Source organism: Streptomyces liliiviolaceus (genome assembly GCF_018070025.1).
In the GTDB taxonomy this organism is placed as follows: domain Bacteria; phylum Actinomycetota; class Actinomycetes; order Streptomycetales; family Streptomycetaceae; genus Streptomyces; species Streptomyces liliiviolaceus.
In genome coordinates, this window is record NZ_JAGPYQ010000001.1 from 6753163 (window position 1) to 6774273 (window position 21111).

Consider the following 21111-nt stretch of genomic DNA (forward strand, 5'->3'; position numbering starts at 1 on the left):
CCGTCTTTCAGGGGCGCGGGGAACTGCGCGAACGGCCCCCACCGGCCCGCAGGAGTGGTCCGGGCCAGAACTCCCCCGTGCGGCGGAGGCGCGGGCGCGTTCTCGCCCGTGCGAGGGAGTCGTCGAAACCCCTCGTCCCGGCGATCCGCCGACCCACCGCCCGAGGCGAACCTGAGGCGACCAGATACCCGCCAACCCGCCGGGAGGCACCCCGTGCTCAACAGGATCGCCAGGGCGTCGACACGCCGGCCACTGACCGTGATCGGCCTCTGGCTGCTGTTCCTGCTGCTCGGCTTCGGCCTCGGCACAGGCGTCTTCGCCCGCCTCAGCGACTCCGTACCGGACGTCCCCGGCACCGAGTCGGACCGCGCGTCGGAGTACCTCGACGGCATCGACCCGGCCGGCGAGTCGATCACCGCGGTGGTCGCGGGAAAGGCCGTCTCGGACAACGCACTGCGCACCCAGGTGGAAGCCGCCGTCACCGACCTCCGCGGCATCGCGAACATCGCCGCCGTACCGGATCCGTACACCACGCGGGGCCTCCTGGCGGAGGACGGCCGGGCACTCGTCATCCCGGTCACCCTGAAGGGCGGTCTCGACGACGACGCCGAGGAACAGGTCCTGGACGCCGCCAGTGACCGTATCCACCAGATCAGGGCACCCGACGTCCACGTGAGCGGCGGCCCCCTGCTCGGGCAGCAGCTCGGCGAACGGGCCCAGCAGGACGTGGCCCGCGCGGAGATCATCTCCCTGCCCGTGGTCCTCGTCCTGCTGCTCCTGATCTTCGGCGGCTTCCGCGCCGCCGGGCTGCCCCTGGTGGTCGCGGTCAGCGGCGTCGCGGGCGCGTTCCTGGCCCTGTTCGGCTTCAGCCAGTTCACCGACATCTCCGTGTACGCGATCCAGGTGACCACGATGCTCGGCCTCGGACTCGCCGTGGACTACGCCCTGTTGATGGTGGTCCGCTTCCGCGAGGAACGCCGGAGCACCGACGACGTCGTGGAGGCCGTGCACCGCACGGTGGCCGGCGCCGGACGCACGGTCCTGTTCTCCGGTCTGACCGTGGCCGTCAGCCTCACCGGTCTGCTGGTCTTCCCCAGCATCTTCCTGCGCAGCATGGGCTTCGCCGTGGCCGCCGTGGTGGTCATCGACATGCTGGCCGCGCTCACCCTGCTCCCCGCCCTGCTGGCCCGCTTCGGCGGAAAGATCGCCCCCGCCAGGGACAAGCCGGCCGAGGAGGAGGGCCGGGTCTTCGCCCGGCTGGCCCGGTTCGCCACCGGCCGCCCGGTCGTCGTCACCGTCGCCTCCGTCGCCGCCCTGCTCGTCCTGGCCCTGCCCGCCACCGGTATGAAGATCAATATCGGGGACGCCCAGCAGTTGCCGACGAGCACGGAGGCACGCCGACTGGACGACACCATCGGGGCCCACTTCCCTCCGGGCACCGGCGTCTCGAAGGTGACCGTGGTCCTGGAACCGGGCACCGACACCGCGACGGCCGAGCGGATCAGGGCGCTCTCCCCCGGCACCGGGTCGCGTGAACTGCCGGGCGGCACCACGGTGCTGAGCATGCAGCCCAGCGGCAGCGCGGACGGGAAGGCGGCGACCGACCTCGTCCAGCGGGTACGGGAGGTGCGCGGCGACGAGCCCGTACAGGTCACCGGTGTCGCGGCCCGGCTCGTGGACTTCCGGGCGATGCTCGGCGACCGGGCACCCTGGGCCGCCGTCACCGTCCTCGCCGGGATCTTCCTCCTGCTCTTCGCGTTCACCGGCTCGGTCCTGATCCCGCTGCGCACGATCTTCACGACCCTGCTCAGCCTGGGCGCCGCGCTGGGTGTGGTGGTCTGGGTGTTCCAGGACGGGCATCTGGCCTCGGCGCTGGGCTCGCAGGAACTCGGCGCGCTGAGCCTGACGGCACCCCCGCTGATCATCGCGATCGCCTTCGGACTGGCCATGGACTACGAGTTGTTCATCCTGGCCCGGATGCGCGAGACCTGGCTGCGCACGGGGGACGCGCAGGACGCGGTCGTCACCGGTCTGCGCCGCTCCGGCCGGGTCGTGAGCTGTGCGGCGCTGCTGCTCGCGGTCGTCTTCGGCGCCTTCATGACGGGAGGCTTCGCCCCCATCCTGCAGATCGGCCTCGGTCTGACGCTCGCCGTGCTGATCGACGCGACGCTCGTCCGGATGCTGCTCGTCCCGGCGACGATGGCGCTGCTGGGCCGGCGCGCCTGGTGGGCGCCGAAGCGTCTGCGCCGGGCGCATGACCGTTTCGGCCTGCACGAGGAGGCTCCGCCCGCCGCACCCGAACTCACCAAGCAGCACTGAGACAGCGGCAGTCGTCGGCCCCGGTTCCTCCCGGACCGGGGCCCTCGCCATGGCCTGGCCCGGCCCCCAAGGCGGCTATCCCCCGGCGATCAGCCGTCTCTTGTCCGGCTTCCCCGCGGGCGTGACCGGTACCTCCCCGATGAGGTTCAGGCGGGTCGGCGCGCTCGCCTCCTCCAGGTGTGCCGTCACCCACGCGCGCAGTTCGGGCAGCTCCGGGAGGTGTCCCTCGGCGGGTACGACGAAGGCGTGGACCGCTTCGCCGGTGTCGTCGTCGGGGACGCCGACGACGTACGCCTCGGCCACCGAGGGATGGGTGGCGAGCAGTCGTTCGACGGGGCCGGCGTAGTAGAGGTTGGCGTTGACGATGATCACGTCGCGGGTCCTGCCCGTGAGCCACAGCCGGCCCTCCGGGTCGAGCCGGCCGAGGTCGCGGGTGCGGACCCAGCCGTCGGTGAACACCTCGGCGGTGAGGGCGGGTTCGCGCCAGTAGCCGACGCTCTGTCCCGGGGTCCGGACGAAGAGTTCGCCGTCGGTGCCGGGCGGGACGGGGCGGCCCGAGGCGTCCCGGATCTCCAGGTCGACGGGCGGCACGCCCAGCGAACCCGGCTCGTCCTCGGGGGTGGCCATGGAGATCATGCCGGTCTCGGTCTGGCCGTATCCGTGGAAGACGACCGGGCCGAGTACGTCGGAGGCCTCACGGAGTCGGCCCGGCTCCAGTGGGGAGCCTGACACCATCAGGGCGCGCAGGCTGGTGAGGTCGGCGGGTGACGTGCGCTGGCCTGCCGTGAGTTTCCGCAGGCGGGCCACGGTGATGACGCTCGCGGTGGCGCGGTGGCGCTCGATACCGTCGCGGAGATCCGGCTGTCCGGCGGTCACCAGGGTGCCGCCGGCGGCGAGGGTGAGGAGTCCGTACTCCATCATCACCTGGCTGGCCAGGGTGCCGAACACCAGGAAGCGGTCCAGCCGTGCGGCGAGCGCGCGGACGGCGGGCGGCCAGGCCTGCGGTCGGAGCGCCCAGGCCGCGGTCATCGCCGCATAGGTCTGCGCGCACGCCTTCGGGACGCCGGTGCTGCCGCTGGTGTGGATGAGCCGGGCGATGTCCTCCGGCCGGGCCAAGGGTCGTGGACGGAGGCCGTCGTCCGGTGCCGACAGCAGGTCGTCCAGGGCGAGGACCTTCCCCGGCCGGTCCGTGTTTGTGCTTGTGTCCGTGTCCGCGTCCGTGCCGGCCGTCCGGTCGGTGACCGTGAAGTCGGTGTCAGCGAGCAGGTGTTGTCGCTGACGTGGCGTCAGGCCGGGTCGTACGCCCACGACACGGGCGCCGACGGCGTGCGCCGCGACGATCGCGGCGAACGCCTCCGGGCTCACGCCGAGCAGCAGGGCGACTTCGTCACCGGGGCCGATGCCGTGCGCGCGCAGCCCGTTGGTCGCGCGCCGTACCGTTGCGAGCAGTTCGGCCGCGGTGACGACCCGGTCGGCGTGCTCGAACACCGGACGGCGGCCCGCCGTTTCGAGGAGGTCGAGGAGCCGGCCGGGGAACTGCTCAGTCAAGGCAGGCCTTCACGAACGCCGCGAGCGGCTGGTGGTGGACCGCCGGGATGTCCCACTCGTTCTCCAGGTTCTCCGCCAGATGGTGGGTGGCGCTCAGGACACCGTCGCGGTAGTGGCGTACGACGGGGTGGAGATAGCTGGAGTCCATCGCGTGCTCGACGTCGTTCTCGGTCACGCGCGGGACGGTGACGTCGAACGGGTCGACGCCGTCGTGGTCGGCCCCGTACTCCAGGTCGACGACGAACCGGTGTGCGGCGGGTCCGAGGCCGCCGTCGGCGGCGTACGCGAGCGGGACCTCCTCCTGGTAGGTGGCCCGGTCGGCGTCCACGGTGATCACGTCGCCGAGGACTCCGAACTGCTGCCACAGGGCGGAGGAGCGGTTGACGCGGGCTACGACGGCGTCGGCGATCGCGTCCGGTGCCGCGGTGAGCGACCGGGCAGGCCAGGGCTCGTCGTGGTGGCGGGTACCGAGGATGCGGTACAGGGCGCGCACCCCGTAGCGGAAGCCGTGGACGAAGCCGCTGGTGCCCCTCTTGAAGTCGCGCTGCTGGGTGAGCGTGCCGGCGAAGTGGAGGTCTGGTACGTTCACCGACTCGTAGGCGGAGTTCTGTTCGGGGAAGCGCCCGTCGATGACGAGGGCGGGACGGCAGGTCTCGTCGAAGGCGTCGGCGTCGAAGCGGAATCCGGCGCACAGGATGATCCGGTCGTAGAGCAGTTCGCGCAGCCGTTCCGTGGTGCGGGCATAGCGGAAGGTGACGTGGAACCTGCCGTCGGACGTCTTCTCGATGTTCTCCACGGTTCCGTCCAGGACGGCGTTCTGCGACTTGAGCTGGTAGCTGTCCAGGAAGTTGTTGTTCACCGCGCGCAGATGCCCGACGAAGTGGGTCTTCCACGCCATCTTGAGGGAGTGCGGGCCTGCCACGTGGATGACCGCGGCCTTCGTCATGAGGCCCTCGGCGGTCTCGAAGGCGGAGTTGCCCTTGCCGACGACGAGCACCCGTTGGTTGACGAGGGAGGCCGGGTCGGGGTCGAACTCGTCGTACCGCTCGGCGAGTTCGATGCCGGGGATGGCCGGCTCGTTGAGGCGGGAGACGCCGGTCGCCACGACGAGCCGCCGTGCCTGCCAGTCCTGGCCTGCGGCGTCGCGGAGCGTGAACACGCCGTCCGCGCGGGAGACCCGGACGACGTCCGTGCCGTACTCGACCCGGACGCCGGTACGGTCGGCGAAGTCGGCCAGGTAGCGTACGAAATCGTCGGCTCGGGGGAAGTACTCCTCGCTGTACCGGGTGAACAGCAGGTCCGGGTCGCCGCTGAGGAGCGAGTTCCAGTCCATCCGGAGGTTGAGTTCGGGGTCGGTGTAGCCGGTGTTCACCTTGTTGATCGATATCAGCTGTCGATGTCGGGGGAACCTGGTGAAGAACGTGCCGGGCCCCTCTCCCCGCTCCAGGACGAGGTAGTCCCGTCCGTCACGTTCCAGGAGAGCGGCGAGCTGAAGTCCGGCCGGTCCGGCCCCGATGATCAGGTAATCGCGCACCATGGGCGGGACGTTAGTGCCGCCAGATCAGAAGGCTCTGAGATTGCCGGCCGACGACTGCCGACTGTCGGCTGTCGGCTGCCGGTTGCCGGTTGCCGGTTGCCGGTTGCCGACTGTCGGCTGCCGGCCGTCGCGGCCCGGGCCGCGGCGGATCAGGCGTGCACGGGCCCGCCGCGGATCAGGCGTGCACGGACCCCGCCCCGGTCGAGGTCGAGGAGGGGGCCTCCGTGTCGGCGGTCTTCTCCGTCGGGGACATACGGCGTTCGATGTGCTCGGGCAGGGCCAGCCGGTACAGCGGCACGGCACCCGCGGTGGTGAGCACCGCGACCAGGACGAGCATGGAGAAGACGTTCTTGTTGATCATGCCTTGGGCGAGGCCGATGTTGATGAAGATCAGGATCATCAGGCCGCGGGCGTTCATCAGGGCGCCCACCGCCCACGACTCACGCCGGCTGAAACCGATGCCGCGCATGGCGAGGGCGCACCCGATGTACTTGCCGGTGAACCCGGCCGCGAGGATCAGCAGGAACATGCCGAACATGGCCCAGCCGGTGACTCCGCCCAGTTCGGTGTTGAGGCCGGAGAAGGTGAAGAAGACGGGCAGGAGCAGCACGCAGACGAGGTCCATCATGCGGCTGTGCAGAGCCTGGCGGAAAGCCTCGTTCCTGGGCATGGCCAGTCCGGCGACGAAGCCTCCGAAGACCGAGTAGATGCCGATCCAATCGGTGAACCAGCCGGCGAGCAGCACGATGCCGACGACGAGGTACATCTGGTCGAAGCCGAACAGGCCGGTGCGCTCGACCCGTTCGCCCATCGGACGCAGCAGCCGCGCCACGACGGTGAGCATCACGACGGTGAAGAGGACGGTGAGGCCGATGGTCCGCAGGGCGTGCGGCAGTCCGGCGCCGGTGTGCATGGCGGACAGCACGGCGAGGAAGCACCAGGCCGCGGCGTCGTCGACGGAGGCGCCCAGGAGGGTCATGCGGCCGAGCGGCGAGTTCTCCAGTCCGCGTTCGTAGAGGATGCGGGCGAGCATCGGGAAGGCGGTGATGGACAGGGCGCCGCCGAGGAAGAGGGCGAACTCGAAGGAGGAGACGTCGGGTTCGGAGAGGCGGTCGTGGAGGAGATAGCCCGTCGCGGCGCCGAGCAGCAGCGAGGGGACGATGCCGGACACGGCCAGCACGGCCGCGTTCTTGGTGTCCTTCCTGCCGTTTCCCGCCGTGCGGTCGAGGCCGACGCCGACCAGGAACATGAAGAGGGTCAGGCCGAGGGTGCTCAGCACGTACAGGATGGGTTTCACCTCTGGGGTGAAGACGGCTTTCTGGGCCTCGGGGAAGAGGGCGCCGAACAGCGTGGGGCCCAGCAGGACGCCGGCCACCATCTCGCCGAGCACGCGTGGCTGCTTCACCCACAGGGCGAGACGGCCGCAGACGGCGGACGCGGCGAGGATGATCACGATGGCGGGCAGGACGCGCAGGACGAGTTCGAGGTTCTTGTCGGTGGTGGCTGCCAGGAAGGTCGTGGACACGGCGGGCTCCTGTGGTCGTCAGCGACGTGCGGGGACGTGCGGCGAGGGCCCGGGACCACGGCCTCGGTCGGCCGGGCAGCCGCCGGGCGGATGCTCTTCGAAGTAGCGGCCCGCGAGTCGCTGCCGGCGGGCGTGCAGCACCATGACCGTGCCCAGGACCAGTTGCCGGACGCCGCGGGTGACGTCCTCCACCGCGTTCCGCGTCCGCACATAGCGGCGCAGGGCGTCGAGTCGGCGTGGCTGGGGAGACAGGTCACGGGGGATGAGCAGACAGGGGGCGCGGTGCGGGATCGACCGGGTGTGCGGGGCGGTCGAGTCCAGCCGGAACCGGCGCAGCACCTCCCGTACCGCGGCGCGCAGCACCAGCGGGGACAGCCGCCAGGCCGGGCAGGGCCGGTTCGCCGCCACGCCGTACGGGATGTGGTGGGCGTCCTTGACGGAGAGGGCGGCCCAGCGGTCCGGGTCGAACGCGTCGGGCCGGTCGTAGCCGGTGGCGTGGTAGCCGGGGTAGCTGAAACAGACCACGGTGCCGGGCGGCAGCACGGTGTCCTCGTCGAGCGGGATCTCGCCGGTGGTGATGCGGTGCGCGATGCCGAACAGCGGGTACAGCCGCATCGTCTCGTCGAGCACCCGCGTCAAGTACCGGTCGTCCTCGGTGTCGTCCAGGACGCGCCGCTGCACCTCGGGGTGGCGGGCCAGCGCGAGCAGGACGTGCGCGGTCGCCTCCGACAGCTGCACGACGGCCGTGTTGAACATCGTTCCTTGCAGGTAGTGCACCTGCTCCGCCGCCGACAGCGTCTTCGGCAGCGGGTACGGCACCTCGCCGGCCGCGACTTTCGCGCTCAGGTACTCCGTCAGCCGGGCCCGGCGCCTCGGATGGCGCAGCCCGGTGCATTTCAGCGCGCTGACCACGTCGTCGGCGTGTGCGGTGATCAGGTCCCGGGCGCGGGGCGGGCACGGCTCCTTGAACACCAGCTCGTAGCAGAACTCGGCCCAGGCGGGCATCACCAGGTCCCGCAGGCGTATGAGGCTGATGCGCCCGTCCGGGACCGTGTCCAGGGTCCGGGCGACGGCGCGCGTGGCCGCCGCCGTGAGGTCGTCCGAGGTTCCGGCCAGCATCCGCCGGGTCGTGGCGGCCACGTCCTCGTACCGCTCACCGGGTTCCAGGTGTTCCTGGTGCACCTCGGGGCCCGGGGACAGCCAGTACCAGAACAGATCGGACAGGCCCGCCCCGGCGCTGCGCCCGTTCGCCGCCGGGTGCGCGTAGACGCGTTCGAACACCTCCGGCCCGTGGACGGCGCTGGGCAGGGTCACCGCGCGGTCGCCGTTGGCCCTCTCGAAGATGCGGCCGCGCAGTGCCACCACCCCGCGCGGCAGCCACCAGGTGTCCGCCGTGGCCGGCTTCGTGCCGCCTCTCACCGTGTCTCTCCCCTGCGGACGACCATGTCCTTCGTCAGATCGGCGTTGCGGCGCCCTCCGCACAGCGCGAGCGTGTGGTCGTACTCGTCGCGCAGTGTCGCCAGCACCGCGCGGACCCCGGCCTCTCCCTCGGCGGCCAGGCCCCACATCACGGGGCGTCCCACGCCGACGGCCGTCGCGCCCAGTGCCAGCGCGACGGCGATGTCGCTGCCACGGCGCACCCCGCCGTCCATCAGCACGGGGGTCCTGCCCGCGACGGCGTCGACGACCGCCGGCAGGCAGTCCAGGGCGGCCGGGACGGCGTCGCACTGACGGCCCCCGTGGTTGGAGACGATCACCCCGCTCGCGCCGTGCCCGAGGGCCAGCCGCGCGTCCGCCGGGTGCAGGATTCCCTTGACCAGTACGGGGAGCGCTGTCATGCGCGCCAGCTCGGCGAAGTCCCGCCAGGTCGGTGCCGCCGACATGGGGATGTCCGTGAGGGTGCCGGGCGGGGCGCCGGGCAGATCGCGCATGTTCTCCGCGGCGTGGCCCGGCGGCAGATCGGTGAAGCCGTTGCGCAGATCCCTGGTGTGCCGGCCGAACACCGCCGAGTCGACGGTGACCACCAGGGCCGTGCAGCCCGCCTGTTCGGCGCGCCGCACGAGCGCTTCGGTGACCTCCCGGCGGGGGTGCAGGTACAGCTGGAACCACACCGCCGGGTCCGGGGCCGCCTCGCGGGCCGCGGCGACGACGGCGTCGACGGCCGTGGTGGCGGCCGTACCCGTCACCAGGACGGCTCCTTCGGCCGCGGCGGCACGGGCCGTGGCGCGCTCGCCGTCCGGATGCATCAGCCGGTGGAAGGCGGTGGGCGCGACGAACACCGGCGCGGCCCGCCGGGCACCCGGCAGCCGGACGGTGGTGTCCCGTGTCTCGCTGCCGCACAGGATCCGGGGCAGCAGCAGATACCGGTCGAAGGCCGACTCGTTGGCGGACAGGACGCGTTCCTCGTCCGCCCCGCCCGCCACGTAGTCGTAGTGGACGGGGTCCAGCGTCTTGCGTGCCGCGTCGTGCAGCGCGCGCAGGGTCACGGTGTCACCGGGGCGACGGCGGCGAGGCGGTCGGCGAGGAACGCGAGCAGGGGCGCGCGGTGGAACTCCTCACTGTCCCACTCGTTCTCCAGGTTCTCCGTCATGTGGTGCTCGGCGACGAACGCACCGGCCCGGTACCAGCGGACGACCGGATGCAGGTACCGGCCGTCCAGACCGCCCGTGTCCTGCTGCGACTTGCGCGCCGCGGTGACGTCGAAGGGGTCCACCCGGTCGTGGTCGGCCCCGTACTCCAGGGTGATCACCGCGTGGGCGTCCACCTGCCCGAAGTCTCCCGCGCGTACGGCGCCGGGCACATGGCGGACCGGTACCTCCTCCGCGTAGCGCAGGGTGCCGTCCGGGTCGACGAGCAGCAGGTCGCCCAGGACGGCGAACTGCTGCCACAGCGCCGAGGACCGGTTGACGCGGGCGACGACCGCGTCGGCGGCCCGCTCGGCGGTCTCGCCCAGCTCCGTCACCGGCCAGGCCTCGCCGTGGTGGCGGGTACGCAGCACGCGGTGCAGGGCGCGGACCGCGTAGCGGAAACCGTGGATGAAGCCGGTGGTGGACTTCTTGAAGTCGGGGCCCTGTGTCAGTGTCCCGGCGAAGTACAGGCCGGGCACGTTGGTCGACTCCCCGACCGGGGTGAGGGCGGGGAAGCGTCCGTCGACGATCAGTTCGGGGACAGAGCCGGCGTCGAAGATCGAGGCGTCGAAGCGGAATCCGGTGGCGACGATCACCCGGTCGTAGTGGAGGTCCTTGACCACCTCGTCGACCCGCTCGAAGGACACCGGCACGCAGAAGCCGTCCGCCTCCCGGCGGATCTCCAGCACCCGGCCGTCGAGGAGCGCGTTCTGCGACTTGAGCTGATAGCTGTCGAGGAAGTTGTTGTTCACCGCGCGCAGATGACCCACGTAGTGCGACTTCCACGCCAGCCGCAGGGAACCCGATCCGACGAGGTGGATGACCGCCGCGCTCTCCATCAGGCTGTCGGCCGTCTCGAACGCGGAGTTGCCCCGCCCGATGATCAGTACGCGCTGATCGGTGAAGGAGTCCGGGTCCGGGTCGAACGTGTCGTAGCGCTCGGCCAGTTCGACGCCCGGCACGGTCGGCAGGTTCGGCTGGGAGACTCCGGTGGCGACCACGACCCGCCTGGCGCGCCACACCGTGCCGGTGTGATCGGTGACGGCGAATCCCCCGTCGCCACCATCCTGCCCGTCTCCACCGCCGTCACCGCCGTCACGGGAGATCCGCGTCACCGTGGTGTCGTACCGCACGCGCACCCCGGTCCGGGCCGCGTAGTCCGACAAGTAGCGGACCAGGTCGTCGGCCGCCGGGAAATAGCGCGGGCTGTACCGGGTGAAGAGCAGCTCCGGATCGTCGCTCAGCAGGGAGTTCCAGTCCATGCGCAGCCGTAGCTCGGGATCGTCGTAGCCGGTGTGCACCTTGTTGATCGAGATCAGTTGGCGATGCCGGGGAAAGCGTGTGAAGAACGCGCCCGGAACGCTGCCGCGCTCCAGGACGACGTAGTCCGCACCGTCACGCTCCAGGGAGGCGGCGAGCTGTAGTCCCGCGGGCCCCGCTCCGATGATCAGGTAGTCGTGCGCCATGGCCCGGAAGCTATCCACCGGATTTCAGAGCGCTCTGAGATTCCCCGCCTAGCTTCTCGGGTGTGCTCACCACCCTGGACACCGTCTCGCTGACCGGGCCGCTGGACTCCGCGGTCCTGCGCCGCGCGGCCGCGCCGCTCACCGTCACGGTCGACGACGTGACCCGTGCGCGCATCGACCACAGCCGGCGGCTCTTCCGCGATCTGCTGCACGGCGACGGGGACAGCCGAATCTACGGCGCCACCACGGGTTTCGGCGCGCTCGTCGGCTATGCCGGCCGTGCCGACGAGGCCGACCAGTGCGACAACACCCTGGCCCATCTCGGCGCGGGCCAGGGCCCGGACCTGCCGCCGGCGATCGTACGCGCGGCCCTGCTGCTGCGCGCCCGGTCCCTCGCGCAGGGGCTGTCCGGTGTGTCCGCCGAGGTCGTCGAACGGCTCACCGCCCTGTTCGCCACGACGTTCACCCCCGCCGTCCCGCGCTACGGCTCGGTGGGGGCGAGCGGCGACCTGATCCCGCTCGCCTATGCCACTCAGGCGCTGCGGGGCCGCGGACACGCCTATCTGGACGGCCGCCGCATGCCGGCCGCCGAGGCCCTGACCACCGCAGGTCTGCGCCCGCTGGCCCTCGACGGCCGGGACGCGCTCGCCCTGGTCAACGGCACCTCCGTCACCACCGCCGCCACGGCGCTGGCCCTAGACGGCGTCCGCGCCGCTCACCGCGCGCTGGCCACACTCACCTGTCTGCTGGCCGACCTCCTCGGCTGCGACCCCGGCTTCCTCGACGAGGATCTGCTGCGCGCCTACGGGCACCCCGGCGCGGTCCACGTCGGCGCCCGCATGCGGCACACCCTCACCGGCGTGACACCGTCCGGGACCCGGCCCCTTCAGGAGCCGTACAGCATCCGCTGTGCCCCGCAGCTGCTCGGCGCCGCGGAGGACGCCCTGCGGTACGTCGACGGCGTGGTCGCCGCGGATCTCGGCGGCGTCAGTGACAACCCGCTGTTCTTCCCCGCCGACCGGGGGACGGGGAAGGACACGGGGGCGGCCGGGGGAACGGACAGGGGGACGGACAGGGGCGCGGACGCAGGACAGGTCACCGGGCCGGGAGAAGGCGCCCGGCCGGGAGCAGGCGCCGGGCCGGGAAAGGTGGTGCACGGCGGGAACTTCTTCGGGCAGCCCGCCGCCTTCGCCGCCGACCTGTTGGCGTCCGTCACCGCCCAGCTGGGCAATCTGGCCGAGCGCCAGCTCGACCTGCTGGTGGATCCGGCGCGCAACGGCGGGCTGCCGCCGATGCTCGCCACGGCGCCGGGCCGGGAGCACGGACTGCAGGGCGTGCAGCTGGCCACCACCTCGCTCGTCGCCGAGATCCGCCGCGCGGCGACACCGGCCGGGATGCAGAGCCTGCCGACCAACCTCCACAACCAGGACGTCGTCCCGTTCGGCACCCAGGCCGCCCTGCGCTCCTACGACATGGCGGAGCTGCTCGGCCTGCTGTGCGGGTCCCTCGCCGTCGGGCTGCGCCAGGCCGTGCACGTCGGGGCGCGCCGCCCCACCGCGCCCGGGTGCGGCGAACTGCTCGACGCCCTCGTCGCAACGGTTCCGGCGGTCGAGCGGGACCGGCCGCTGGACGCCGACGTCCGGGCCGCGGCCCGGCTGCTCCTCACCACCGACCTGCCGTGACCGCGGGCGCCGGATCCGGGACGCCCGACGAGGCGCACTCCGGCAGCCGGATCGTGAACCGCGCGCCACGCCCCGGGCGGCCGGTGGCGGCCACCGTGCCGCCGTGATGGGCGATGACCTCCCGCAGCAGCGCGAGTCCCAGACCGTACTGTCCGCCCGCGTCGCCCCGGTGGAACCTCTCGAACAGCCGCTCCGCCTCGGCGGGATCGAAGCCGGACCCGGTGTCGGTGACGGTGAGCTGCACCGTCCCGTCGGCCTGCGCGAGGTCCACCTCGATCCGCCCGCCCGCCGGGGTGTGTCCGATCGCGTTCACCAGCAGCTCGCCGACCGCGCGGCGCAGCGCGGACTCGATGCCGTCGACGCACAGCGGATACGACGGACCGTTCACGACCACCGTGAGGCCGCTGTCGCGTGTGCGGTCCGACTCCTCGGCGACCACCGACCGGGCCAGCGTCACCAGTTCGACATGGCGGTGCTCCGACCGCCGCGCCGGGTCCGCCGCGAGGCTCGCGGACAGCAGCAGGTCGTCCAGGACCTCGCCGAGGCGGCCGACCGAACCGACCAGCCGGGCCAGTCCGTCCCGGTGCCGGGCCGGCAGATCGTCGGCGACCGCCTGCCGGGCCAGCACCTGCGCCCGCGTGTACACCTGGGTGATCGGGGTGCGCAGCTCGTGGCTGGCGTCCGCGACGAACCGGCGCTGCCGGGTGAGGGCGTCGGCCAGCGGGGCCACCGCCCGGCGCCCCAGGACGGCACCGGTCGCGGTCGCGGCAAGCAGTCCCACGACCTCGGCGACGCCCAGCGCCGACCACAGGTACCTCCGGTCGGCGAGCTGGAAACGCAGGTCGAACACCGCCTGCACCAGCTCGCCGTCCGCCCTGACCTGCGTCCGCACGAGGTAGACCGTGCCGTTGCGCCGTACGGTGCGTTCCACGGCCTCCCGGGTCCGCAGCGCCCGGTCCATGTCGGCGCGCACCGGGAAGCCGTCCGGGCTGTTCGCGAGCGGGATCGCGCCCGGTGTGTACAGCCAGGTGCAGACCGGGGGGCTCGACAGGTCGCCGCGCGACGCGCCGTAGCGCAGCTCCCGCCGGACCTGCTCGTCCTGCGCGTGGGTCATGACCGTGTGGGCCACGCCGCCGACGAGCGTGATCAGCAGGGTGATGGTGGCGCCGGTGATCACCGAGATCCGCAGGCGTGCCCGGCGCACCGCCGCCCATTCCCCGTACGCCGACGCCCTCACAGCGCCCCCAGGCGGTAGCCCAGGCCACGGACCGTGCGCACCACCTGCCGGCCGAGTTTGCGGCGCAGGTAGTAGACGTAGGTGTCGACGATGGAGGTCGCGGGCGTCTCGTGGAAGACGGCCCGGCGCAGCTCCGCCCGCGAGTACACGGTTGCGGGGCGGGAGGCCAGCACCCACAGCAGTTCGAACTCCCGCGCGGCGAGGGCGATCCGCTCGCCGTCGGCCAGTTCCACCTCGCGCCGGCTGACGTGCAGGTGCCCCGAGCCGATCCTCAGCACGTCGGCCACATCGAGTGCCCGGCGGCACAGAGCCCGTAATCGGGCGCTGAACTCGTCCAGCTCGAAGGGCTTGACCAGGTAGTCGTCGGCACCCGCGTCCAGGCCGTCGACCCGGTCGTGGACCGTGCCCATCGCGGTCAGCAGCATGACCGGTGTACGGACCGCGCGAGAGCGCAGCCGGCCCAGCAGGTCGAGGCCGTCGAGCACGGGCAGGCGCCGGTCGACGACGAGCACGTCGTACTGCCGGGCGAGGCCGAGGTGCAGGCCGCGCTGACCGTCCGTCGCCACGTCGACCGCGTATCCCTCGTCCCGCAACACCTCGGAGAGCATCGTGCCCAACTCCTGGTCGTCCTCGACCAGGAGCAGCCGCCAAGGGTCTTGCACACGCTCTTGCGCCACCGTCCCATTCCCCTCGCCCCGGTGCCCGTCAACGCCTCTGCGTGACACGCGAGTTCCGTGTACGGGAAGGCGCGGCCGAACGAGGATTCGATCGGCACGATCAAGCTAGCGCGTGGCCCCTCGGAAGGCGCTCGGGAGAAAGGATCCGTTTTCTGTTCACACCCGCTGCGCAAGCGTTCACCGACCCGCGCCCGGCAGCCCAGGAGCCACAGCGAACCAGCGGCTCAGCGGCGCGGCTGCTCCTCACAGGAATCTCAGCCGGGACCCCACCCGTTCACAGCACGAACCCAGACAAGAGGAGCAGGCTGCACCCACACCAGTGGTCACCTCAGGAAGGCATCTCGTGGGCGTCTCGCACCTATCCGACGGGCCGGAGCCATGGTCCCGGCGGGGCGTTCTCGCCGTGCTCGCAGCCGTACCGGCCGCCGTGCTCACGGGCTGCGGCTCCCGGGCCGACGCCTCGGACGCGACCTCCGGCAGCACCCCCGCGGCCTCCACGGCCGCCTCCACCGCCACCGCTTCCGCCTCCGCCACGGCGAAGGCCCCCACTCTCACCCTCACCCCCGCCGACGGCAGCCGGAACGCCGACTTCACCAGCCCGGTCAAGGTCACCGCCTCCTCCGGCACGCTCTCCCACGTGCGGGTCACGGCCTCCGACGGCGCCGCCCTCGCCGGGTCCTTCGACGAGTCCCGTACGACGTGGACCTCCGACCGGAACCCGTACTCCGGCACCGCGTACACGGTCACGGCCGCGGTCGCAGCCGGGGCCGGGACCCAGGACGCCACCGAGCAGGCCCTCTCCTTCACCACCAGGACGCCCGCGAACACCTTCGTCGGGCGGTTCACCCCCGAGGCGGGGTCCACCTCCGGCGTCGGCATGCCCGTGTCCGTCACCTTCACGCACGCCGTGACGGACCGCGCCGCCGTCGAGAAGGCGATCACGGTGACCGCGGACCCGCAGGTCGAGGTCGTGGGGCACTGGTTCAGCGACACCCGGCTCGACTTCCGGCCCGAGGAGTACTGGGCGGCGGGCACGAAGATCACCCTCGCCCTGCGGCTGAAGGACGTCGAGGGCGCGTCCGGTGTCTACGGCACCCAGTCCAAGGACGTCACCTTCCACATCGGCCGCGAGCAGATCAGTACGGTCGACCTGGCGGCGAAGACGATGACGGTACGGCGGGACGGGCGGACCCTCGCCACGTACCCCGTGTCGGGCGGGGACGCCGAGCACACCACCTGGTCCGGGATCATGGTGATCAGCGAGCGGTTCGAGAAGACACGGATGGAGTCGTCCACGGTCGGGCTCGGCGACGAGTACGACATCGGCGACGTGCCGCACGCACAGCGCCTGACGACCTCGGGCACGTTCATCCACGGCAACTACTGGGCGTCGTCGTCCGTCTTCGGCGACAGCAACACCACGCACGGCTGCATCGGGCTGCGCGACGCCAAGGGCGGGGGCGACACCGCCGAGCCCGGCCACGCCTTCTACAAGAGCTCCATGCTCGGAGACGTGGTCGTGGTGGAGAACTCGGGCGAGGACACGGTGGATCCGGCGAACGGCCTCAACGGCTGGAACATGTCGTGGGCCAACTGGCGTGCGGGAAGCGCTTTCTGACGTCCCGTCCGATCCGCCCCTTCTTCATGGAGTGAACTCCCCGGCCCGCCGTGGGCAATCTCTGCTTTACCTCTTGACGCCCGGAGTGCCGAAGAGCACATTGGCCGCGCAGCTGTGATGAGAGCGCTCTCAAAGCTCTCGAAAAGCATCCGCGCACCCCCACTCCGTACCTAAGAGGCACCCATGAGGGAAACTTCCGGCACACCTGCAAGACCCGGCCGAATACGGCGCTCGGTCATCGCGCTCGTCGGCGTACTGAGCCTGGCGGCGGCCGGGGCCTCGGCGGCACAGGCCGACGCGCCCACGCCGCCCAGCGGCTGGACCCAGGTCTTCGTCGACGACTTCAACGGCACGGCCGGCACCGGCGTCAACACCGCGAACTGGCAGTACTCGACCGGCCACGGCTACCCGGGCGGCCCCACCAACTGGGGCACCGGCGAGATCGAGAACATGACGTCCAGCACCAACAACGTGGCGCTGGACGGGGCCGGGAACCTCCGGATCACCCCGCGGCGCGACGCCTCGGGCAACTGGACCTCGGGCCGTATCGAGACCAACCGCACCGACTTCCAGCCGCCCGCCGGGGGCAAGCTGCGCGTCCAGTCCCGTATCCAGATGCCCAATGTCACGGGCACGGCCGCCCGCGGGTACTGGCCGGCGTTCTGGATGCTGGGCGCGCCCTACCGCGGCAACTACCAGAACTGGCCGGCCGTCGGCGAGCTGGACATCATGGAGAACGTCCAGGGCCTCAACACCGTGTGGTCCACGATGCACTGCGGCACCAACCCGGGCGGCCCGTGCAACGAGACGACCGGCATCGGCGGCTCGACCGCCTGTCCCGGCACGACCTGCCAGGCGGGCTTCCACACCTACGGCCTGGAGTGGGACCGCTCTACGAGCGTGGAGGAGATCCGCTTCTACGTCGACGGCGTCAACTACCACACCGTACGGGCCAACCAGGTCGACGCGACGACCTGGGCGAACGCCACGAACCACGGGTACTTCATCATCCTGAACGTGGCGATGGGCGGCGGCTTCGTGGACGCCTTCGGCGGTGGCCCGGACGGTGCCACGGTGCCGGGCAACCCGATGGTCGTGGACTACGTGCAGGTGCTCACCTCAGGCGGCGGCACCACCCCTCCGCCGACCGGCAACCGCGACGCGTACAGCGCGATCCAGGCCGAGTCGTTCGACGGCCAGAGCGGCACGATCACCGAGACCACCACCGACTCGGGCGGCGGCCAGAACATCGGCGCGCTCGCCAACGGCGACTGGGTGCAGTACAAGGGCGTCAACTTCGGCTCCACGGCGGCCAAGCAGTTCGTCGCCCGGGTCGCGAGCGGCGCGGGCAACGCCGTCAGCGGTCTGGTGGAGGTCCGCCTCGACAGCCGTACGAGCACGCCCGTCGGCAGCTTCGCGCTGGCCAACACCGGTGGCTGGCAGAGCTGGCGGACCGTACCCGCGAACATCAGCAACGTCACCGGCACACACGACGTCTATCTGACCTTCACGAGCGGCCAGCCGGCGGACTTCGTGAACGTGAACTGGTTCAACTTCGGTCACTGAGGCCGTAGTCACGGCAGTCAGGCACCGGTGGAGGGGCGGCCCGGTCGGGCCGCCCCTCCACCGGCGTCTCCGCGTGACCCCGGCGTCTCAGCGCAGCTCCGCCCGGAACGCCACCGGTGTCGTGCCCGTGTGCTGGGTGAAGAACTTGGAGAAGTTGGCCGCGTCCGGGAAGCCCACGACGGCGCCGATGCGGCCGATCGGCATGTCCGTGTGGGCCAGCAGGCGCTTGGCCTCCAGGACGACCCGTTTGTCGATGAAGCCCTTGGGGGTCTCGCCGGTGGCGGCGCGGACCGCGCGGACGAGGGTGCGCCGGGAGTAGCCGAGGGCGTCGGCGTAGGCGCTGACGCTGTGGTTGGTGACGAAGCCCTTCTCGACGGCCTCGCGGAAGCGGGTGAAGGTGCTGTCCGCCCGCGCGTGGGCCGCGTCGGCGGCACCGGCCGCCAGATGGGCCAGGCGCAGCAGGAACGCGGTCAGGGTGTGCCGCAGCACGGCGGTGTGCAGGCTGAGCGGCAGGGTGCGCGTGTCGACGTACTCGCGTTCCAGCTGGGCGAGGGAGTTCTCCAGTCCGGTGAGCTGGTCGCGGTCGGGGCGCAGCAGCGGGGGCAGGTCGTAGCGGTAGAGGCCGGTCGCCTCGACGGTGGCGCGGGGCAGGAAGCCCGGCTGCATGATCAGGGCGGTGCCGCGGTAGTCCGCCGCCGAGGAGAAGCGGTGCACCTGACCGGGCCGGATCCACAGGATCTCGCCGTCCCCGGCCTCGTACTCGTCGAAGTCGATCATGTGGCGGACGGGGCCGCCCCGGAAGAACAGGACCACGTGGAAGTCGATGCGGTGGACGCGCTCGATCTGTTCACCCGAATGCCAGCTGCGGCCTGCTTCCATCGGGCCCACCTGCATGCCTACGCCGAGGACGCTGAGGTCGACGGGGAAGGGAAAGGTCTTGATCCCGGTCCGGCCGCCGTCATGTCCGCTCTCACGTCCATCCTCGTGCCCGACTTCGTACCCGCCCTCGTACCCGTCTTCGTGTCCGCCCTTGAATCCGTCCTCGAATTGGGTGTTTGTGTCCGCCATGTCCTTCTCTTACCGGCTCGGTCCCGCGATCGTTGTCCCACTTTCACCAAAGGCTGACACAGGGGTACCTTCCCCAGAAAAAGTCTGACTTTTAAGGTTGAAGGCATCAGAGCAGTTATCGGGCTTCCGGTGAGGATTTGTTGAAGATGAGCGCGCAGACACCTGACAGCTTGGAGTGGACCGACCTGGACCGCCGAGCCGTCGACACTGCCAGGCTGCTTGCGGCGGACGCCGTGCAGAAGGTCGGCAACGGCCACCCCGGCACCGCGATGAGTCTGGCCCCGGCCGCGTACACCCTCTTTCAGAAGGTGATGCGTCACGACCCCGCCGACCCGGAGTGGACCGGCCGCGACCGCTTCGTCCTCTCCCCCGGCCACACCTCGCTGACGCTCTACACCCAGCTCTTCCTCTCCGGCTACGAGCTGGAGCTGGACGACCTGAAGGCGTTCCGCACCCATGGCTCGAAGACGCCGGGACACCCCGAGTACGGCCACACGGCCGGGGTTGAGACCACCACGGGCCCGCTGGGCCAGGGCGTGGCCAACGCGGTGGGCATGGCGATGGCCGCCCGCTACGAGCGCGGCCTCTTCGACCCGGACGCCCCCGAGGGCGAGTCCCCCTTCGACCACACCGTCTGGGGCATCGTCTCCGACGGCGACCTGGAGGAGGGCATCTCCGCCGAGGCGTCCTCCCTCGCCGGCCACCAGAAGCTCGGCAACCTCGTCTTCCTCTACGACGACAACCACATCTCGATCGAGGGCGACACCGCCACGGCCTTCTCCGAGGACGTGCTGAAGCGGTACGAGGCCTACGGCTGGCACGTCCAGCGCGTCGAGCCCTCGACGGACGGCGACTCGGCCGGCGACATCGACGTACCCGCGCTGTACGAGGCCCTGACCGCCGCCAGGAACGAGACCGGGCGGCCCTCGATCATCGCGATGCGCACGATCATCGCCTGGCCCGCCCCGAACGCGCGGAACACCGAGGCCTCGCACGGCTCGGCGCTCGGCGCGGAGGAGATCGCGGCCACCAAGCGCCTCCTGGGCTTCGACCCCGAGCGGTCCTTCGAGGTGTCGGACGAGGTCCTGGACCACGCCCGTCGCGCCCTCGACCGCGGCGCCGAGGCCCACGCCGCCTGGAACAAGCAGCTCGCCGAGTGGCGCACCGCGCGGCCCGAGCAGGCGAAGCTCTTCGACCGGATCGTGGCCGGCCAGCTGCCCGAGGGCTGGGAGAACGCGCTCCCGGTGTTCGAGACCGGCACGTCCGTGGCGACCCGCGCGGCCTCCGGCAAGGTCCTCCAGGCCCTCGGCGGTGTGCTGCCCGAACTGTGGGGCGGCTCCGCCGACCTCGCGGGCTCCAACAACACCACCATCGACAAGACGTCGTCGTTCCTCCCGGCGGGCAACCCGCTCCCCGAGGCCGACCCGTACGGCCGCACGATCCACTTCGGTATCCGCGAGCACTCCATGGCGGCGGAGATGAACGGCATCGCGCTGCACGGCAACACCCGTATCTACGGCGGCACCTTCCTGGTGTTCTCCGACTACATGCGCAACGCCGTCCGCCTGTCCGCCCTGATGCAGCTCCCCGTCACCTACGTGTGGACGCACGACTCCATCGGTCTCGGCGAGGACGGCCCGACCCACCAGCCGGTCGAGCACCTGGCCTCGCTGCGCGCCATCCCCGGGCTGAACATCGTGCGCCCGGCCGACGCCAACGAGACCGCGATCGCCTGGGCCGAGATCACCCGGCGGCACGCGGTGAACCCGGCCCCGCACGGCCTGGCCCTCACCCGTCAGGGTGTACCGACCTACGAGGCCAACACCGACGCGGCCAGGGGCGGCTACGTTCTGCGCGACTCCTCCACCGAGGTGCCCGACGCGATCCTCATCGCGACCGGCTCCGAGGTGCAGCTCGCCGTGGCGGCACGCGAGCAGCTGGAAGCCGAGGGAGTGGGCACCCGCGTGGTGTCGATGCCGTCCGTGGAGTGGTTCGAGGAGCAGTCCGCCGAGTACCGGGAGAGTGTCCTGCCGACAGCCGTGAAGGCCCGTGTGGCGGTCGAGGCGGGCATCGGTCTCACCTGGTACCGGTACGTCGGTGACGCCGGACGCATCGTCTCCCTGGAGCACTTCGGCGCCTCCGCCGACGCCAAGGTCCTGTTCGCCGAGTACGGCTTCACCGCCGAGAACGTCGCCGCGTCCGCGCGGGAATCCGTCGCCGCCGCCCGCGGTTGATCCCACT

General features: G+C 71.4%; 14 protein-coding genes. 5 read left to right on the forward strand and 9 right to left on the reverse strand.

All coding sequences use genetic code 11. The features are described from left to right. The first annotated feature begins 213 nt into the window (after window positions 1-213). Entirely contained in the window at window positions 214-2319 is a 2106-nt protein-coding gene (locus J8N05_RS28995; protein ID WP_210887963.1) for an MMPL family transporter, read from the forward strand. A gap of 75 nt (window positions 2320-2394) precedes the next feature. Here J8N05_RS28995 and J8N05_RS29000 read toward each other — a convergent pair whose 3' ends face one another. From J8N05_RS29000 to J8N05_RS29025, 6 genes are all read right to left on the reverse strand, one after another. Beyond that, entirely contained in the window at window positions 2395-3867 is a 1473-nt protein-coding gene (locus tag J8N05_RS29000; RefSeq protein WP_210887966.1) for a class I adenylate-forming enzyme family protein, read from the reverse strand. Further along, window positions 3860-5404 carry an NAD(P)-binding domain-containing protein gene (locus J8N05_RS29005; protein WP_210887971.1) on the reverse strand — a complete coding sequence of 515 codons (1545 nt, stop codon included), beginning with the start codon at window positions 5402-5404 and terminating at the stop codon, window positions 3860-3862. Before J8N05_RS29005 ends, J8N05_RS29000 begins: the two co-directional genes overlap by 8 nt. A 175-nt stretch (window positions 5405-5579) precedes the next feature. Continuing rightward, window positions 5580-6929 (reverse strand): cation:proton antiporter, encoded by a 1350-nt coding sequence (locus tag J8N05_RS29010; RefSeq protein ID WP_210887974.1) that lies wholly within the window; start codon window positions 6927-6929, stop codon window positions 5580-5582. Window positions 6930-6947: 18 nt separating this feature from the next. Then, a complete protein-coding gene (locus tag J8N05_RS29015) occupies window positions 6948-8348 on the reverse strand; it encodes a cytochrome P450 (RefSeq protein WP_210887977.1) in 1401 nt (466 codons plus the stop codon). Beyond that, window positions 8345-9415 (reverse strand): alpha-hydroxy acid oxidase, encoded by a 1071-nt coding sequence (locus tag J8N05_RS29020; RefSeq protein WP_210887980.1) that lies wholly within the window; start codon window positions 9413-9415, stop codon window positions 8345-8347. The genes J8N05_RS29015 and J8N05_RS29020 overlap by 4 nt, the downstream gene beginning before the upstream one ends. After that, a complete protein-coding gene (locus J8N05_RS29025) occupies window positions 9412-11022 on the reverse strand; it encodes an NAD(P)-binding domain-containing protein (protein WP_210887985.1) in 1611 nt (536 codons plus the stop codon). Before J8N05_RS29025 ends, J8N05_RS29020 begins: the two co-directional genes overlap by 4 nt. Window positions 11023-11084: 62 nt before the next feature. On the opposite strand from J8N05_RS29025, the gene J8N05_RS29030 reads away from it, so the two are divergent. Next, complete coding sequence (locus J8N05_RS29030) at window positions 11085-12704, forward strand: aromatic amino acid ammonia-lyase (RefSeq protein WP_210887988.1); 1620 nt, start codon at window positions 11085-11087, stop codon at window positions 12702-12704. Here J8N05_RS29030 and J8N05_RS29035 read toward each other — a convergent pair. Both J8N05_RS29035 and J8N05_RS29040 read right to left on the reverse strand, forming a co-directional pair. Further along, window positions 12685-13908 carry a sensor histidine kinase gene (locus tag J8N05_RS29035; protein WP_210887991.1) on the reverse strand — a complete coding sequence of 408 codons (1224 nt, stop codon included), beginning with the start codon at window positions 13906-13908 and terminating at the stop codon, window positions 12685-12687. The genes J8N05_RS29030 and J8N05_RS29035 overlap by 20 nt on opposite strands. 29 nt (window positions 13909-13937) lie before the next feature. Next, window positions 13938-14603: a response regulator transcription factor gene (locus J8N05_RS29040; protein WP_282108173.1), complete on the reverse strand. Its 666-nt coding sequence runs from the start codon at window positions 14601-14603 to the stop codon at window positions 13938-13940. A gap of 358 nt (window positions 14604-14961) precedes the next feature. Between J8N05_RS29040 and J8N05_RS29045 the strand changes: the two genes are divergently transcribed. Together J8N05_RS29045 and J8N05_RS29050 are read left to right on the forward strand one after the other, a co-directional pair. Beyond that, the gene (locus J8N05_RS29045) at window positions 14962-16236 is read left to right on the forward strand and encodes a L,D-transpeptidase (protein ID WP_210887997.1); all 1275 of its coding nucleotides are present in this window, start codon (window positions 14962-14964) and stop codon (window positions 16234-16236) included. Window positions 16237-16419: 183 nt separating this feature from the next. Further along, on the forward strand, window positions 16420-17802 hold the full coding sequence (locus J8N05_RS29050; protein WP_210888000.1) for a glycoside hydrolase family 16 protein: 1383 nt from the start codon (window positions 16420-16422) through the stop codon (window positions 17800-17802). An 87-nt stretch (window positions 17803-17889) separates the two neighbouring features. Here the strand turns inward: J8N05_RS29050 and J8N05_RS29055 are convergent, their stop codons facing one another. Then, complete coding sequence (locus tag J8N05_RS29055; RefSeq protein ID WP_210888003.1) at window positions 17890-18870, reverse strand: helix-turn-helix domain-containing protein; 981 nt, start codon at window positions 18868-18870, stop codon at window positions 17890-17892. 146 nt (window positions 18871-19016) lie between these two features. On the opposite strand from J8N05_RS29055, the gene tkt reads away from it, so the two are divergent. Next, a complete protein-coding gene (tkt, locus tag J8N05_RS29060; protein ID WP_210888006.1) occupies window positions 19017-21104 on the forward strand; it encodes a transketolase in 2088 nt (695 codons plus the stop codon). Window positions 21105-21111 lie beyond the last annotated feature (7 nt).